Below are 17261 nucleotides of genomic sequence, written 5' to 3'. Positions count from 1 at the left end.
CAGACCAAACTGGATTTACCTGTTATTATAGCTATTATAAATAAAAGTTAATCCTGTATTTAGTCACCCCGTTTAACGACTTAATAACAAAACTATAAATAACGCTAAATAAACCGACAATGACAATGTCTTCAGACATTGGAGAAAAGTTGATCCTATACTAAATTTTTATGAGAAATAACACTTGAACAACGTCCAGATACCAACGCTCATCACTAAAACCTTATGCTCAATTCTGTTTTTTATACCTCAGTTACTGATGGCAGAAGAAGCTCCTATATCAGTTGTAAAGGAAAAGTCTATTCTGGAGAATAGAGAAAAGGCGCTATTGAAAACCGCGTCTAATCCGTTTTCTATTTCACAACATAGATTAAATTACCTGCTGCCAGTTTCATATATTAGTAATCCGGGGACACGCACTGTCGAAGAGTTAAATGATGATAATGTTGATAACGTAGAAGCTAAATATCAAATTAGCATCAAGTTTCCAATTTATTTACCCAAAACAGCCGATGCGTCAGGTCTTTATTTTGGTTTTACTGCGGTATCGTACTGGCAATTGTATAATAGTGAAACATCGAAGCCTTTTAGAGAAACGAATTATGAACCCGAATTATTTTACAGTTGGCAACAGAAAAACCGTATATTGGGCTTTGAATTTAATCAAATTCAGCTAGGGATTAATCATCAATCTAATGGTCAAAGTGGTCTTTCATCGCGCAGTTGGAACCGAGTATTTGCTTCGTTAGTTTTTAGCGATGAAAGTGCTTTTTATTATTTAAAAGCTTGGCACCGCCTAGCAGAAGAGGAAAAAGAAACACCACTTTCTGTGGTCGGCGATGACAATCCAGACATTACAAATTATCTGGGACATATGGAATTGGGGGTTGGTACTCAGTTAGGCAAATTTAACCTTTTTACCGCGGTACGTAATAACCTTAAACGTAACGATAATAAAGGCAGTGTCGAATTCAATCTATCTTATGGACTTACCGAAGGTTACGATATTCTAATACAGTATTTTAATGGTTATGGCGATTCACTTATCGACTATGACCGCCATCAACAGCGCATCAGTTTAGGTATGCAAATGAAGTTTTTATAAATAACTGAAATGTATGTTTATTATGTTTTATCATTACATGATGATAATCAGCCGTTAATCATTGGCCCAAATTTAATTTTGTAAACGTTTGGGCTTCAATATGTTTAAAATTATAATATCTTGATTAAGCATAATGCTTTAATACTGCAACATTTACCTCTAATTACCCGGAAAATATATATTATGCGCGTCGCCGTTTCTCAGTTTGCCACCTCTTCAAATTCACAAGAAAATCTAGCAACCTGTATTCGTATGATAAATAAGGTGGCCGTATGTCAGCCAGCGCTTATTGTGCTTCCTGAATATTGTAATACGCTTTTCTGCCACATGTTGCCTTGTTACAGTGATCATAATCAGGCATGGAATGAAGCTTTAGTTGTTGATGGACCCTTTATGCAAGCTATCGCAGAGCAAGCAAAAAAGCATAATTGTTATATTGTCCTTAACGCTACCTTAAGGCGAAGTGGTGCGGGTGACTTGTTGAACACACCTCAAAATACGACGCTTAAAAGAAATATTAGTATCACTTCCTGCTTGTTTTCACCGCTTGGAGAGCTTGTTCACCAAGAAGATAAACAAACATTAGTTGGTCATGAAAATGATTTTTTTATGCATCGAAGTCACCCGTCGGGAGAGGCCAAAACGTCTTTTGGAAAACTTGGTTTGTTGGCAGGCAACGATACAATGACCTTTGATACACCGCGTAAATTTGCTTTACAGGGCGCACAATTATTGTGTCATTCAATGAGTTCATTCGCCATTGATCAAAGCCAATTATATGATCCTGCCCGCGCGTGCGAAAACAAAGTGTTTTTGGCTGCAGCAAATAAAGTGGGTGCTCTCGCATTAACTGGCGCTATTGTTGGCGAAGGCCAAAGCCAAATAGTTTCTCCTCAGGGCAAGGTGTTAGCAAAGATAGACCATAAGGAAGAAGGTTTTGTTTTTGCTGATATAGAGTTGGCTGAGGCTGAAATACCCGCGAATAACAAATGCCGCCCTGATGGTACAGAACTTTTCAAACAGCGAAGACCTGAACTTTATCAAGGGTTAACACAACCTATGCACCAACAGGTCAATAATCCTAGTAACAAACTACCTGAAACCGCCAATGTTGCTATCTTTGCAACCTATAAATCAAATGAAGAGGCCATTGAGGATGTGTGTTTTTATATTGAAAACAACCTCAGTGATATTATTCAATTACCTGAATTGTTCTTTATCGCAGATAAAAAAATCACCCATCATACTGAGCAATTAGTTGAGATTGAATGCTTGAGCGAACAGTTAATTAAACAAATTAGCTCGGTACTAAGACCTTTTCAATATGTCTGTACCAGTTTAGTGATTGAGGGCGCGCATCAGGCCGTTTTAATAAGTGAACATGGACTCTTTGCTAAGCAACAACAATTACATTTTTGTCAACGATATCTGTGGACCTCACTGGGTGATGCGTTAACGATTGTCGAATTACCCTTAGAACAAGGGAATATTAATGTGGCTATGCTTACGGCTGACGACGCCAATATACCCGAAATAGTGAAGGTAGCCGCTTTAAATAATGCGCATTTATTACTGGTACCTTTTGAAATTCAAGAGCCGGGTGAGGTTGAATATTGTTTATTATCTCGTGCTGCTGAACATAGGATCTGTATCGTTGCCGCGAGTCGCGAGCAGAGTTTTCCTGATGACTTATCGACTAATAGTTTATCAACTGATGGTGGTCAATATAATACCCAGAATAATACCCAAAATAATAATAAAGATAAAAACAAAACGAAGTCTAAGAAGTCTACCGGCCTAATTGTTAATTTAACTAAAGATTTTGCATTCTTAACCTCGAGTGAATTTGGCCGATTGAATGGCTATATTAACCAACCACTGGTTAAATACCAATATGGAAAAATAACCAAAGCGGTGATCCATCCTATTACCGCTTGTACCAAGCATTAGCGTAAATGGTGGGTAATTAAAGTTGGGTAACAACAAGGCTAAGTTCTCATTGCATGAGTTAACGCTGTAAAAGCACGGTTTGTCGCAAAAACTCTTTTTTATCCTATATTTGTTATACCTTTATAAAGGATCAATTTAACGTTAAGTGAAACAATGGCAGTAAATAAAGAACACCATATTCTCGAGCTAGGAGATCAAGCTTTCTCAAAACAAAGTCACCAATTTTGGACATTACAAATTGCGGGTTGGCTAGGTTATGCCGTTGTTGTTTTTTTAGCGATTATTCGTCCTCAAATAGGTCAAGAAACCTTCAACCTTTCAGGACAATTACTAAATTTAGTTTTAGAAACGTTAAGTGGTTTTATTTTATCTTATTTACAATGGCTGCTTATTCAACGAATTGTTCACTTACCTTTAAATAAAACACTCTTTTTTAGTTTCTTATCAGCAGCTACTTTTGGCGTTATTTTTAATATAATAAAGTTAAGCACCTATAAAGTTATTATTTATCAGCAACAATGGAATGAAGCATGGGACATGTTGGAATTTGGCGGTTGGTTGCTATTTTCATTAACAACGATGTTTGTTTGGACATCAATATTTTTTATTATGCTCTATAATAATAAGTTGCAAAAAGAACATGAAATGCTGCTTCGAGCACAAACCGCAGCAAAAGATGCGCAGTTAGAAATGTTACGTTATCAGCTAAACCCTCATTTTATGTTTAATACCATGAACGCAATATCAACTCTTATCTATAAAAATGAAAACGAAAAAGCGAATGAAATGTTAGACAAGCTTTGTGAGTTTTTTCGTTATTCGTTAGATAGAAATGACAAAAGCAAAACCACCTTAAAAAAGGAATTGGAGTTACTCGACCTTTATCTCTGTATCGAAAAGGTTCGTTTTGGTGCTCGTTTAACTGTCGATATTGATATTTGTAATAATGCTATGAATTGCTTAGTACCCAGTATGTTACTGCAACCACTGGTAGAGAATTCAATTAAATATGCCATCGAGCTTCGAAAACAAGGGGGCATTATTCAAATTAAAGCGACTAAGGTAAACGACAGACTCGTGCTTAAAGTGATTGATAATGGGCAGGCAATTAGCCAAAAAGTAAGTGATGGTTTTGGTATCGGTATTAGCAATACAAAAGCGCGTTTAGATGCTATGTTTAATGCAGACTTTAAAGTAGATATTAATGAGAGCGATGGTAATGGTACAACTGTTTTTATTTCTATTCCTTTCGTGACGTTAACATAAAATGGAGACACTTTTGCCGCTAACTAAACCATTAACCGCGATTATTGTTGATGATGAGCCACTTGCATTAGAAGGTCTCAGGTTGCGGTTAGAAAAAATTCCAGAAATAAATGTTATTGCTGAGGCAAGTGATGGTGACCAAGCGATACAACTTTGCCAAATACATTGCCCCGACGTGCTTTTTCTTGACTTACGCTTACCAGGGTTAAGTGGTATTGAAGTTGTTCAGGCTTTACAGTCTGATGTCTTACCTATGATAGTTTTTGTGAGTGCTTATGGTGAGTACGCCCTCGATGCCTTTGAATTAAATGCTATTGACTATGTGTTAAAACCGGCAAATTTAGGGCGACTAAAGCAAACAGTTGAACGTATTTTGCAGCGTTATTCTCCTAAAAATTCAGATAAAGAAAAGTTTAAATTACTTAAAGCATTAGGTGAAACGTCAGGCCTTGCCATTAGCGAACTTGAAAATTGGTTAGAAACAGATTCTCCGCTTCCTAGCCCTTTTCACCAAGAGTTAGTGATCAAAAATAGTGACCATGAAAAAGTATTTTTGCCTGTTAAAGACATTCGCTGGATTGATGCTGCCGGCGACTATATGTGTGTCCACACCAATGAAGATACTCATGTTGTACGTATAACGATGAAGAAACTCGTCGAATTATTAGACCCTATTATATTTACTCGCATACATAAATCTACTTTAGTAAACATTCATTGTATTAAGAGCGTTCGAGCAATGCGAAACAGCGAAAGTATTTTAGAATTAGGCAATGAGGTGCGCCTTAAAGTGAGTCGAAACTATAGCTCTGCTATTCAACAAATAGTGGAATCAAAAAAAAGCTAACCTGTTATCTCTTTTTTGTCTCGCTTCACCTCAATAATAACTATGATTTTACTATTGCCTCATTCAATAACCGCCATACCGCATTTGAATTGTAACTATTTGTCGTTTATACGAGTATGATTTTGGGGGGAGTATAAACAGTTAATAAGCCTAGCTGTTTTACTGCCAAGCTATGATGAAACCTAATCCTGTAATCAATATAAATAAGATAATTAAAACAACAGGGTTAAGTGGCATAGTAAAGTAGTTGGCGATTTGGAAAATAAATTATGATGAAAGCAACAAGAACACTTACACAGTTGTTTACTTTGGTAACAACAGTATCGTTACTAGGGTGTGGTGGCGGTGCAGAAACCAAAACAGACGCAAGTAAAGTAGACCCAGCTCAACCAGTCAGCGACTGGACAATGGTCTGGAGCGATGAGTTTGATGGAAGTAATATAAACACTCAAAACTGGACGCATGAAGTTAACTGTGACGGTGGTGGTAATCAAGAAAAACAGTGTTACACCGAAGATTCGAGCAACTCATTTGTAAGCGATGGCACACTTAAACTTGTCGCATTACCGGCAGCAGAAGGTGCTGCCCTGCCGTATACTTCAGCACGTATTGTCAGCGAAAATAAAGTAAATTTCAAATATGGTCGTTTTGAAGTTAGAGCCAAAATGCCCTTTGGACAAGGTAGCTTCCCTGCATTTTGGATGATGCCTTCAGATGATGTATATGGCGGCTGGCCTTATTCAGGTGAAATAGATATTCTTGAAACTGTTAATTTAAAAACGGTTAATGAAGAGGGTGTTGTTGAAAACAATGTTCATGGGACATTACATTATGGACCCAATGTAGCAGATCACGCATATTCAGGTGCTGCTTACAGTTTACCTAGTGGCGTTAATCCTGCAGACGATTTTCATGTGTATGCTATAGAATGGCAAGAAGGTCAGATCCGTTGGTATGTAGATGACTATTTATATGCAACTCAAAAAGCATCTGAGCTAAAGACTAAACCTGACGGTGAAATCTTAGGTTTGAATCATCGAGGTTGGTTCACTGAGTATTTTGACGCAACCACCGGGGAATTGACGACCCATTGGGATAATGCGCCCTTTGATCAAGAGTTCTTCATGATATTAAATAATGCTGTTGGTGGCGATTGGGCAGAGAACTCCAATAACACAGGTATTGACCCCGAAGCTTTTGTTAATGGGCAAACGTTTGAAATTGACTATATTCGCGTATATCAATGTAACCAAAACACTAATACGGGTAAAGGTTGTGAAACAATCCGATCTGGTTACAACCAAATAGCAAGTGACGAATTTCCTAACGGCGCGTTGGTTGAAGGTAAAGCACCTAACCCACCTGTAGCAGCAATTCCTGTTGCACCTGGTTCTGTCTTTGACATATTTAGTGATGCAGATACCGATTTCTTAGCGGGCCATTATGCTGCTAATGGTGAAGTTGTCATCGAAGAGCTTGATGTTGGTGGTGACCACGGTATCGTGAAACAGTTCACCTTTAACACTGATGAAGCTCTTGGTTATTTCCAACTTGCTCCAGGTAATGTCCAAGATTTTAGAGGTTACGCCACACTTGAGTTTGATATTTTTGTGGTAAATGATAACGGCGCTGATGGCTTTGTTATCAAAATGGATTGTGTACACCCATGTAGCTCGGGCGATTACTCTATCGATAAGCCTGCCCAAGGCGTATGGACATCGTACAGCATACTGTTGTCAGACTTGGTAGCTAGCTCAGGCGATACTTTAGAGATATCCAATATAAATACACCGTTAGCATTTTTCCCTACTTGGGGAAATCAGAATGGCTTTGTTGCTCAACTTGACAACGTTCGTATTGTTGCCGCAGGTAATAATAATGGTAATACTCAAGTGGTTGCAAACTTGTATGACGACGCTGTTATCGGCGATATCGTTTTCAATAGCTATAATCCAGATAGCTTTGTTACCGCAACTGAAGTGGCTGAAACTGACCGTGGCAATGTGATTGAAATAGTTAAAACAGGCGCAACGGGTAACTGGTACCTTGATAGTTCAGCTGCCCCATTCGATATCAGCGGTTATGCAGTGGGTAGTGAATTAGTCTTCGATATGTATGTCGTCAGTGCTGATGCAGGTGTTGAGTTATATATCAAACTAGATAGCGGTTGGCCTAATGTGAGTGATCTTATTGTTGATTCTTCAATGTTAGGTGAATGGCAAGAAGTCAGAATTAATTTACAAACCTTACTGGCTGACGAAAATGCATTTTCAGCAGGTAGTTTTGCTGACCCTACTAATATAGTTAACCCATTTGTTATGGAGCCTACCGGGGTTATGACGGTTAAGTTCGATAATATTCGTTATGAATCACCCGATGATAGTGAGGACGAGATAGCTTTGTATGACGACGCTGTTACTGGCGATCTTATCTTTAATAGCTATAACCCAGACGGCTTTGTTACAGCAACTGAGATAGCTGAAGCTGACCGTGGCAATGTGATTGAAATAGTTAAAACAGGCGGAACAGGTAACTGGTATCTTGATAGTTCAGTTGCTCCGTTTGATATCAGCGGTTATGGCGTTTTTAGTGAATTAGTTTTCGATATGTATGTCGTCAGTGCTGATGCAGGCGTTGAGCTATATATCAAACTAGACAGTGGTTGGCCTAATGTGAGTGATGTTATTGTTGATTCTTCAACGTTAGGTGAATGGCAAGAAGTCAGAATTAATTTACAAACCTTACTGGCTGACGATAATGCATTTTCAGCAGGTAGTTTTGCTGACCCTACTAACATAGTTAACCCATTTGTTATGGAGCCTACAGGGGTTATGACCGTTAAGTTCGATAATATTCGTTATGTGAACAAATAACGCCGTTAAGCCCTAAATGTGTTGGGCGCATCAGCGCCCGTTTTCCAGCTGTATATGTATTCAATATCTCTATACAGCGATAACATAAAATGAATGGTAGGAAAGTTATGAAAACAACTAATTTCAAAAAAACAAAAATCGCGGCAACTATAACAATGTTAATAGGTACCGCTTTTTCTTTACCGGTATTTGCTGAAGAAGCAAAAGTAAAAAGCAGTGACAAAGACGCTGCAATAGAAGTGATTGAAGTTACCGGTATTATGAGCAGTCTATCGCGTTCAATGTCGGTAAAAAGAAATGCCTCAGGTGTTGTTGATGTTATCTCGGCTGAAGATATGGGTAAATTTCCAGATACCAATTTAGCTGAGTCATTACAACGTATTACCGGTGTTTCTGTTAGCCGTTCAAATGGCGAAGGTAGTCAAATTACCGTGCGCGGTTTTGGCCCAGAGTTTAACTTAATTACTTTGAACGGACGTCAAATGCCGGGTACAGGTAACTCTCGCTCATACAGTTTAGAGAATTTATCTTCTGACGGCGTTAGCGCACTTGAAGTTCATAAAACAGCACGCGCTGAAAACCCAAGTGGTGGCCTCGGCGCGACTGTAAATATCATTACGATGAAACCTTTTGCTAGCCCTGGTGAGAAATTTGTACTCTCAGGTAAAGGCATTTATGACTCGTCAAATGTAGAGGGTGATGATGTTACACCTGAATTTTCGGGCTTGTACAGCAATACCTTTGCTGATGATACCTTAGGTTTTGCTTTCTCCTTCTCTCATCAAGAACGTGATTTTCAACAACAATCGGCAAATATTCAAGGTTGGCAATTTCAGCCAAACGGGCAACTTCCAGAACTAGATGCCGATAAAGTGATTGATAATCGAGATGCTAATGCAGCGGCAGGTGCATTTTTTCCTCGTGACATGAACTACGGTATTGCTAATATTGAACGTGAAAGAACTAACGCTAATGTTACTTTCCAATATGCGCCCATTGACAGCGTCATACTGACACTTGATTACACCATGGGAGAATCGACAACTGGTCGTAACTCTATTGGTTGGGGTCAATGGCATGATTTTGGCGGTAACATTAATGCTTACGAATTAGATGAAAATGGCACGGTTATGTTCGCTGATCTGTCGGGCAACGATGGTTCATATACCGCCAATCGTGACACCACAGAAACGAATGAAAGTTCATTGGGTTTTAATGTCGAGTGGCAAGCGAATGATCAATTTATTTTTTCAGTTGATTACCATAACTCAGAAAATAAAGCTGACAATGGTAAAGATACGGGGATGAATGGTACAGGATCATTAGTCTTTGGTTCAGACCAGCTGGTTAATAAACATTATGACTTTAGAGACGGTGATATTCCACAAGGCACAATTTTCTGGAAAAATGGCTCTACAACGCTCGCACCCGGTGAAATGGACTCTCATTTTAGTCAGTTTATTCACAGTCCAGGTAAGTCTGAAATAGAGCAATTGCAAATCGATGGTTCATGGGAAAATCCTGATGATTCCCCATTAAAACTCATTAAATTTGGACTTGCTCGTACTGAGCAGACCATGGGCGGTTCAAGCTCTTGGAGTGGGTTAATTGGGGGATTCTTGTTTAGCCCTAATTATTCTGCTGCTTTTCCCGATGGAATGTTTGCATACAACACAACTGATGGCTTTTTAGATGAGTTTTCAAATGGTGACAACCCAATTGGCGCTGGTTACTATTACAGCTTCGATTTTGATGAAGCTGTTGCCCGTTCACAAGCTTATTTAAACACTGACTTGTTAGGTGATGACTATTTTAGTACAGACCCTTACCGAGAAGGCAGTGTTCAATCGAAAGCTTCAGTCGATGAAGATACTACCAGTATTTATGCTTCTTCTTTATTTGAGTTTGAACTTGCTGATTTCCCCGTACAGGTGAGTCTTGGGTTTAGATATGAGCAAACAGATGTAACCAGTAATGTCTTGCAACCTATCCCAACTGAAGTTTGGTGGAAAGGTGGCAGCGAGTGGCTTACCCAGTATCAACCCGGTGAAAATACTATCTTATCGCTCGAAGGTGAACATGATGTGTTTTTACCTATGATTGACATGAAAGTTGAACTTACTGATGAAATTATTGCTCGTGCATCTTGGGGTAAAACTATTGCTCGTGCACCTTTAGGAAGTTTAGCGGGTGGCCGTTCGTTAGGCGCAAGTACCAGGCCTAATTCTCGTATTGGCGGCGAAGGCAATACTAATTTAGACCCTTATGAGTCTACCAACCTTGATATTTCTCTAGAATATTACTACGCAGAGGGCAGTTATGCTGCTGTGGGTTACTTCAGAAAAGATGTAAAGAACTTCATTAGTAGCCAAACAGTTACTACCGCAGTTGATGATATACGTGATATTTACCAAGGCCCACGTTGGAACCAAGCCGTTACAGACTTAGGTGGTACTCCTACGAGTGATGAAATCTTCGCTCAAATGCAGCTCAATGGTGCTACGTTGAATGCTCAAGGTTTTATTGAGCCAGCAAGTGATGATCCACTGATGCAATGGGATATTACTCGTCCATTCAACACGCCAGATGACAAGATGGTCGATGGTATAGAGCTAGCGGTTCAACATTTCTTTGGTGAAAGTGGTTTTGGTTTTGGTGCAAATGCTACTTTTGTTGATGGTGATGTTGAGTTTGATGTTGATGATATAACCCGAGTTGACAGTATCGCAGATTTAGCGCCACAAACACCGTTAACCGGATTAAGTGACTCAGCTAACTTTCAGTTGTTCTACGAAAAAGATGGCTTGTCGGTGAAGGTTACTTATGCATGGCGAGACGAGTACCTTATTGGTGTAGGCCAAGGGCAAGGTTCTTCTGATAACCCACCACAGTTTGCTAAAGAGTTTGGTCAAGTTGATATGAGTGTCAATTACGACATTGATGAAAACTTCACCGTATTCTTTGAAGGACTCAACCTGAATAACGAAACAGAACAAGGTTATGGCCGTTATGAAGAGCAATTTCTTTTTGCTCGTCAATACGGTTCAAGATATACCTTGGGCGTTCGTTATAGCTTTAAATAACAGGTCTTCAATATTGGCGTTCATATGCTTTCAGTTAATAAGTCATGAGCGCCAAAATTTTCATTAGCATGCAATACAAACTAGACGATACGCTTCAATAATAGCTGTCGTTGACGCGTATCTGTTATAAACAAGTATAGGATTTTACCTCATGGCTGTAACACCCTCATCTTTAGGGCAAGCTAAAGCTTCTGACACCCATTTATCTAATGGGAAAGTTGGAGAAAGCTCTACTCGCTTTGCTTTACTTTCATTAACCTCATTATTTTTTATGTGGGGTTTTATAACCTGTTTAAATGATATTTTAATTCCTCATTTAAAAGCTATTTTTTCTTTAAGCTACGCGCAATCAATGCTCGTACAGTTTTGCTTTTTTGGCGCTTACTTCCTTGTATCTTTACCCGCAGGAAAGCTTGTTAAAAGTATGGGTTATCAAAAAGGTATTGTTATTGGCTTAGTTATTGCCGCATTAGGCTGTTTAATGTTTTATCCAGCTGCGTCTTTACATAGTTATCCTGTTTTTTTATCTGCTTTATTTGTACTCGCGAGTGGCATCACTATTTTACAGGTTTCTGCAAACCCTTACGTAACCTTATTAGGTTCAACAGAAACCGCCTCTTCACGATTAACCATGACACAAGCGTTTAATGCACTAGGCACGACTATCGCTCCTTATTTTGGCGCGTTATTAATTTTAAATGAAGTGACTGATTCAATGTCAGCAACAAGTGCTGAATCGGTGCAATTACCTTATATAGGGCTTATGGCTGCATTGCTCGTACTTGCCGCTATTTTTGCTTTACTGAAACTGCCGCATATTGAAAGTGCTGAAGTGGTTGAAGGTGAAAAAATTGAAGGCTCTGCATGGCAGCATCGTCATTTGGTATTAGGTGCCATTGGTATTTTTGTTTATGTTGGCGCAGAAGTATCAATAGGTAGCTTTTTGGTTAGCTTTTTAGGTGAAGCTCATATTGCCGGTTTAGAAGAAACAGATGCGGCTAAGTACCTTACCTATTACTGGGGCGGAGCAATGGTTGGCCGCTTTATTGGCGCAGCCGTTATGCAAAAAGTCGATGCGGGTAAAACATTAGCCTTTAATGCGGTATGTTCTGCCATTTTGATACTCGTAACCGTGCTTAGTTCAGGCAGTATTGCCATGTGGGCGATACTATTAGTGGGGTTATTTAACTCGATTATGTTCCCAACTATTTTTAGCTTAGCGTTAAGTGGTCTTGAAAAACACACCAGCCAAGGTGCCGGTATCCTTTGTTTAGCCATCGTTGGTGGGGCAATTCTTCCTGTATTACAAGGCATATTAGCTGACATATCTAATGTTCAGGTTGCCTTCATATTGCCTTTATTTTGTTATATATACATCATTTATTATGGTGTAAAGGGTAGCAAAATAGCCAGTACAGTTAATGGATGAGACAAAGATGAAATATTATAAATTAAAAACAAAAAGCCTGATTTTTATGGCGTTACCTCTCTTTATTCTGGGGTGTGGTCAGTCATCAGTTACGCGTTCAACGGATGCAAGTGCTCAATCTATTGAAGAAAATAAAACAGATAATATTTGGCCTAAGCTTGAAAGTGAAGTTAAAAAAGACGATAAAATCGAAGCTAGGGTGGCAAGTTTACTCGCAAAAATGACCTTGCAACAAAAAGTTGCACAGATGATACAACCTGAAATTCGCGATATTACTGTTGAAGATATGCGTACCTATGGTTTTGGCTCTTATCTAAATGGTGGTGGTGCGTTTCCCAATAACAATAAACATTCTACGCCTGCTGATTGGATTTCTTTAGCTGAGAAAATGTATCAAGCGTCAATTGATGATTCAGTAGACGGTTCAACTATTCCTACTATGTGGGGAACTGACGCTGTACATGGTCATAACAATGTTGTTGGAGCAACGCTATTTCCACACAATATTGGTTTAGGGGCGGCAAACAATCCTGATCTAATTGAAAAAATAGCTGAAATAACGGCGACCGAAGTTATGGTGACGGGAATTGATTGGGTTTTTGCACCTACCGTTGCTGTTGTGAGAGATGATCGCTGGGGGCGCACATATGAAGGGTATTCTGAAGATCCTGAAATCGTGCGTACTTATTCTGCTTCTATTGTAAAAGGCTTACAAGGCCATGCTAATGAAGACTTTTTAGGTAATAAACGGGTTATTAGCACCGTTAAGCATTTTATTGGTGACGGTGGTACCCAATATGGTGACGACCAAGGTGATAATTTAGTTTCAGAGCAGGAACTATTTACTATTCACGCACAAGGTTATGTTGGCGGCTTAACGGCGGGTGCTCAATCTGTAATGGCTTCTTTTAACAGCTGGAACGGAGATAAAGTACACGGACATAAGTATCTTTTGACCGACGTGTTAAAAAATAGAATGGGTTTTGACGGCTTTATAGTGGGTGACTGGAATGGTCACGGACAAGTAAAAGGCTGTGTAAATGAAAGTTGTTCACAAGCGGTTAATGCCGGTTTGGATGTTTTTATGGTGCCAACCGATGCGTGGAAACCACTTTATGAAAATATTATCGCACAAGTCAACAAAGGCGTGATTGCTCAATCGCGCATAGACGATGCGGTTACTCGTGTTTTACGCGTAAAAGTACGTGCCGGACTTTTTGAAAAACCAAGCCCTGCCAATCGTGTCCTTTCAGGTAAAACGGCTTTAATCGGTGCAAAAGCACATCGCGATGTTGCGCAACAAGCTGTTCGTGAGTCTTTAGTATTGTTGAAAAATAAAAATCACTTGTTACCACTATTACCAAATCAACATGTTTTAGTGGCTGGTGATGCTGCTGATAATATTGGTAAGCAATCAGGTGGTTGGACAATTACTTGGCAAGGTACAGGTAATAAAAATGCTGATTTTCCAGGTGCATCTTCTATTTATTCAGGCATAGAAAAAAGGGTCAATGACGCCGGTGGTAAAACGACACTGAGTGTTGATGGTAGTTATACTCAAAAACCTGATGTGGCGATTGTTGTTTTTGGCGAAGAGCCATATGCAGAAGGTCATGGCGACATAGATAACCTTGAGTATCAGCGCGGTAATAAAAAAGATTTAACGTTACTAAAATCACTCAAAGCAAAAGGGATACCTGTTGTTGCCGTTTTTATTAGTGGTCGACCTATGTGGGTAAATGCAGAGATTAATGCCAGTGATGCTTTTGTGGCAGCATGGTTACCTGGATCAGAAGGTAAGGCTGTTGCTGATGTTTTATTAACAGATAAAAGCGCTAAGGTACAACATGACTTTAAAGGAAGGTTGTCATTTTCTTGGCCTAAATCGCCGACCCAAATTGTTAATCGATTTGATGATGTATACCAGCCCTTATTTCCTTATGGCTATGGTTTGACTTACAACGATGACGATACTTTAGTAGACGACTTATCTGAAAAATCAGACGCGGTGATGAATACCAAGCATGATACCGATATATTTAAGGGAAAAGCTGTAGAGCCATGGAAAATGTTATTAGTTTCAGAGCAACAAGTAACTGAAATAAATGCCAATAGTAAGTCACTCCCTGGTATATCTTATCGAACCGTTGATAAACTTGTTCAAGAAGATTCTTTCCGCCTTGAATCGACAGGTAACAAAAACGTAGGAGTAAAATTCATTAGTGGTAACGGGTTTAGAGAAGACTTATCTTCTGAGCTTGAAAGAAATGCGACATTAACTTTCACTGTGTTGAGAGACAGTAATATTGACCAGCCTGTTTATGTGTCGATGAACTGCGAAACTATTGGTGATACTCAATCAAGTTGTCAGGCGCGTATTGATATTCAAAAAGAACTTGCCAGTTTGCCGTTAGGTGAATGGCAAGATATATCAATAAGCCTACATTGCTTCGCTGATAAAGGTGTTCAGCTCAGTAAAGTGGCTATGCCTTTTGAACTTCGCACCCAAGGTATGGTTAATTTGTCTATTAACCATATTCGTTTAACGGCAAGTAAAGTCGAAAATACCGTCTCTAACTGCCTTTAAAAAAGAGTCCTTTATAAAGGACCCTTATAAAAACAAGCTAAAAGGGTAAAACTAACATTGTTAGTTTTACCCTTTTTTTACTTCAACTATAGGCTGACTACTTAACAAGAGGTGAGGTTATTTAATTATCTAACGCTTACCCTTACTTCTTTCTCCGTGTAAACTTGGTCTTAATCTAAAAACATCAAAAGAAAATAAAATGAATCAAGAAGAAAACTATCCAATCGGCACGCCAGGTCAAAAATGGACTGAAACTGAAAACACTCAATGGTTTGAAGCACAAACCCTTAAACGTTCATACCAAAGTGAAGTGGTTGAAAAAATAATCGTATTAAAAACAGATTTTGATGTGCAACAGTATGGCGCACTTTCACTTGATGAAAACCGCTACCCTTTATTTGTTATTAAAACAAAAAACTGGGATGACAATAAAAAAACAGTTTTAGTAACGGGTGGTGTTCACGGCTATGAAACCAGTGGTGTGCAAGGCGCATTACGTTTTGTTCAAACCAAAGCTAATCAATATGCTGAACATTTCAATATTATAGTGGCACCTTGTATTAGCCCTTGGGGTTATGAAACCGTTAACCGTTGGAACACTAAAGCGATAGATCCAAACCGTTCTTTTTATAAAAATAGCCCAGCAGAGGAGTCTGCAGCAATAATGAAATATGTTGCTGAGCTTAAGACTGATATTTTTGTTCATATTGATTTACACGAAACCACGGATACCGATAATTCAACCTTCCGACCGGCACTTGCTGCGCGCGATGCTATAGAGCAAAAAGCTTGGGATATACCAGATGGCTTTTATTTAGTTGCGAATAGCGTTGATCCGGAAATAGGTTTTCAAAAAGCTATTATTGATGCCGTTGAGAAAGTCACCCATATAGCGCCAGCAGACGAAAGTGGTAAATTAATTGGCGTACCACTTGAGCAGGTAGGTGTTATTAATTACGCGGCACGCGATTTAGGTTTATGCATGGGCTTAACAGATGCTAAATACATGACCACAACAGAGGTTTATCCAGACAGCCCTTCATCAGATGCTGAGAATTGTAATCTTGCACAAGTTGCCGCTATTACCGGCGGTTTAGATTATGTTTTAAAAAATACTTAACTCATGATTTAGTGTTTTACTAACATTAATATTAGCGAACTAAGCATTATTACCATGTTTAGTTCGTACCATTAGCTTAGCCACTTATTTTTACTGTTAAGCAAGTCTGCCAAAACCTGATGTTCTTAAAACCATGTATAACTACATTACCCAACAATATATATCATTGGTAAATGCTCAAAACGTTAATCTATCCATAACAATCACATCAAGGTGTATAAGCTCACGTCATCTTGTGCGCTTAGGTGTTTAATAATAGCTTTTTCTGCGGCTAGTAATTCTGGGAATTCAGGGAAGCCTGCAGCCATACCTTGTCCCATATTATGAAAAAAGGCGACATAGCGAGTATCTATACTAATAAATCGCGATGCTTTTTCTAACTCAGTTTGGCTAATTGTAGCTGTTGAGGTTTTTTTTGTGAAAACGGTGATACCTTTTACCGCCATTGTTGTTAACGTTTTGTCTCTTGAAAAAATGTTCAATACTTTTTGTGGGGACATTATTTTTTGCGTTTGGCTATCATAAATAAATAACGCAGGGATAGGCGGCTTACCTGCAACTTCACCATGAAGTTTATAAACGTTAAATATATCATTTGCGATAGTTACAGGTTGTTGCGCAATGGCTGAGTGGCTGAACAATAAGATAACAATCAAACTGATGAAACATTTCATGAGGTAATTCCTTTTATAAAATAATTTAAAAATAAATATATTCATCTCTATATGCGATAACTCAGAACTTAACATTGATAACGCGCTCATAAATACAATAAAACCACTAAGTTTAAATTTTTGCACAACAATAAAGCCGATTCACTGAATTTTTATAAAGCTTGTTTACCGATTAATTATAAAATACAGCCGAGCTTGATTGATGATAAATATCGTATTTGCATCATTTAATAAATCACAAGTTAACTATATATTTACTTTAAGTCAACATGTTGTGCTTAAACGAAAGTTAGGGTACTTTAACGGTAAGGCAACAATATCAGTGCG

Annotated in this window: 10 protein-coding genes; 9 read left to right on the top strand and 1 reads right to left on the bottom strand. The window is 38.7% G+C overall.

The genetic code is table 11. The features are described from left to right. Nucleotides 1-184: 184 nt before the first annotated feature. The 9 genes from H4J39_RS16970 (at nucleotide 185) to H4J39_RS16930 (ending at nucleotide 16260) form a co-directional block, all read left to right on the top strand. A complete protein-coding gene (locus H4J39_RS16970) occupies nucleotides 185-1105 on the top strand; it encodes a phospholipase A (RefSeq protein ID WP_259368875.1) in 921 nt (306 codons plus the stop codon). Between the two features lie 183 nt (nucleotides 1106-1288). Next, complete coding sequence (locus tag H4J39_RS16965; RefSeq protein ID WP_182229521.1) at nucleotides 1289-3055, top strand: nitrilase-related carbon-nitrogen hydrolase; 1767 nt, start codon at nucleotides 1289-1291, stop codon at nucleotides 3053-3055. Between the two features lie 153 nt (nucleotides 3056-3208). Then, the gene (locus H4J39_RS16960) at nucleotides 3209-4321 is read left to right on the top strand and encodes a sensor histidine kinase (protein WP_182229520.1); all 1113 of its coding nucleotides are present in this window, start codon (nucleotides 3209-3211) and stop codon (nucleotides 4319-4321) included. Nucleotides 4322-4334: 13 nt separating this feature from the next. Next, nucleotides 4335-5168, top strand: coding sequence for a LytTR family DNA-binding domain-containing protein (locus H4J39_RS16955; RefSeq protein ID WP_259368874.1), 834 nt, complete (start codon nucleotides 4335-4337; stop codon nucleotides 5166-5168). Nucleotides 5169-5437: 269 nt separating this feature from the next. Further along, entirely contained in the window at nucleotides 5438-8041 is a 2604-nt protein-coding gene (locus H4J39_RS16950; protein ID WP_182229518.1) for a glycoside hydrolase family 16 protein, read from the top strand. A 107-nt stretch (nucleotides 8042-8148) separates the two neighbouring features. Next, nucleotides 8149-11124, top strand: coding sequence for a TonB-dependent receptor (locus tag H4J39_RS16945; RefSeq protein WP_182229517.1), 2976 nt, complete (start codon nucleotides 8149-8151; stop codon nucleotides 11122-11124). Nucleotides 11125-11275: 151 nt separating this feature from the next. Further along, complete coding sequence (locus H4J39_RS16940; RefSeq protein WP_182180146.1) at nucleotides 11276-12553, top strand: sugar MFS transporter; 1278 nt, start codon at nucleotides 11276-11278, stop codon at nucleotides 12551-12553. A 46-nt stretch (nucleotides 12554-12599) separates the two neighbouring features. Then, nucleotides 12600-15140: an exo 1,3/1,4-beta-D-glucan glucohydrolase gene (locus H4J39_RS16935; RefSeq protein ID WP_182229576.1), complete on the top strand. Its 2541-nt coding sequence runs from the start codon at nucleotides 12600-12602 to the stop codon at nucleotides 15138-15140. Between the two features lie 199 nt (nucleotides 15141-15339). Continuing rightward, nucleotides 15340-16260 (top strand): M14 family metallocarboxypeptidase, encoded by a 921-nt coding sequence (locus tag H4J39_RS16930; protein WP_182229516.1) that lies wholly within the window; start codon nucleotides 15340-15342, stop codon nucleotides 16258-16260. Between the two features lie 203 nt (nucleotides 16261-16463). On the opposite strand, the gene H4J39_RS16925 is transcribed toward H4J39_RS16930, so the two are convergent. Continuing rightward, nucleotides 16464-16934, bottom strand: a complete 471-nt coding sequence (locus H4J39_RS16925; protein WP_182229515.1) for a hypothetical protein — start codon at nucleotides 16932-16934, stop codon at nucleotides 16464-16466. Between the last annotated feature and the right edge of the window lie 327 nt (nucleotides 16935-17261).

This window comes from Colwellia sp. Bg11-12, assembly GCF_014076955.1.
Taxonomy (GTDB): domain Bacteria; phylum Pseudomonadota; class Gammaproteobacteria; order Enterobacterales; family Alteromonadaceae; genus Colwellia_A.
The sequence above is the reverse complement of the archived record's forward strand: the minus strand, read 5'-3'. Positions and strand labels throughout refer to the sequence as shown.

Coding starts and splice junctions, on each gene's coding strand:
- H4J39_RS16940 (WP_182180146.1), top strand. CDS start 11,276: ATGGCTGTAACACCCTCATCTTTAGGGCAAGCTAAAGCTTCTGACACC.
- H4J39_RS16945 (WP_182229517.1), top strand. CDS start 8,149: ATGAAAACAACTAATTTCAAAAAAACAAAAATCGCGGCAACTATAACA.
- H4J39_RS16925 (WP_182229515.1), bottom strand. CDS start 16,934: ATGAAATGTTTCATCAGTTTGATTGTTATCTTATTGTTCAGCCACTCA.
- H4J39_RS16950 (WP_182229518.1), top strand. CDS start 5,438: ATGATGAAAGCAACAAGAACACTTACACAGTTGTTTACTTTGGTAACA.
- H4J39_RS16935 (WP_182229576.1), top strand. CDS start 12,600: ATGGCGTTACCTCTCTTTATTCTGGGGTGTGGTCAGTCATCAGTTACG.
- H4J39_RS16930 (WP_182229516.1), top strand. CDS start 15,340: ATGAATCAAGAAGAAAACTATCCAATCGGCACGCCAGGTCAAAAATGG.
- H4J39_RS16965 (WP_182229521.1), top strand. CDS start 1,289: ATGCGCGTCGCCGTTTCTCAGTTTGCCACCTCTTCAAATTCACAAGAA.
- H4J39_RS16960 (WP_182229520.1), top strand. CDS start 3,209: ATGGCAGTAAATAAAGAACACCATATTCTCGAGCTAGGAGATCAAGCT.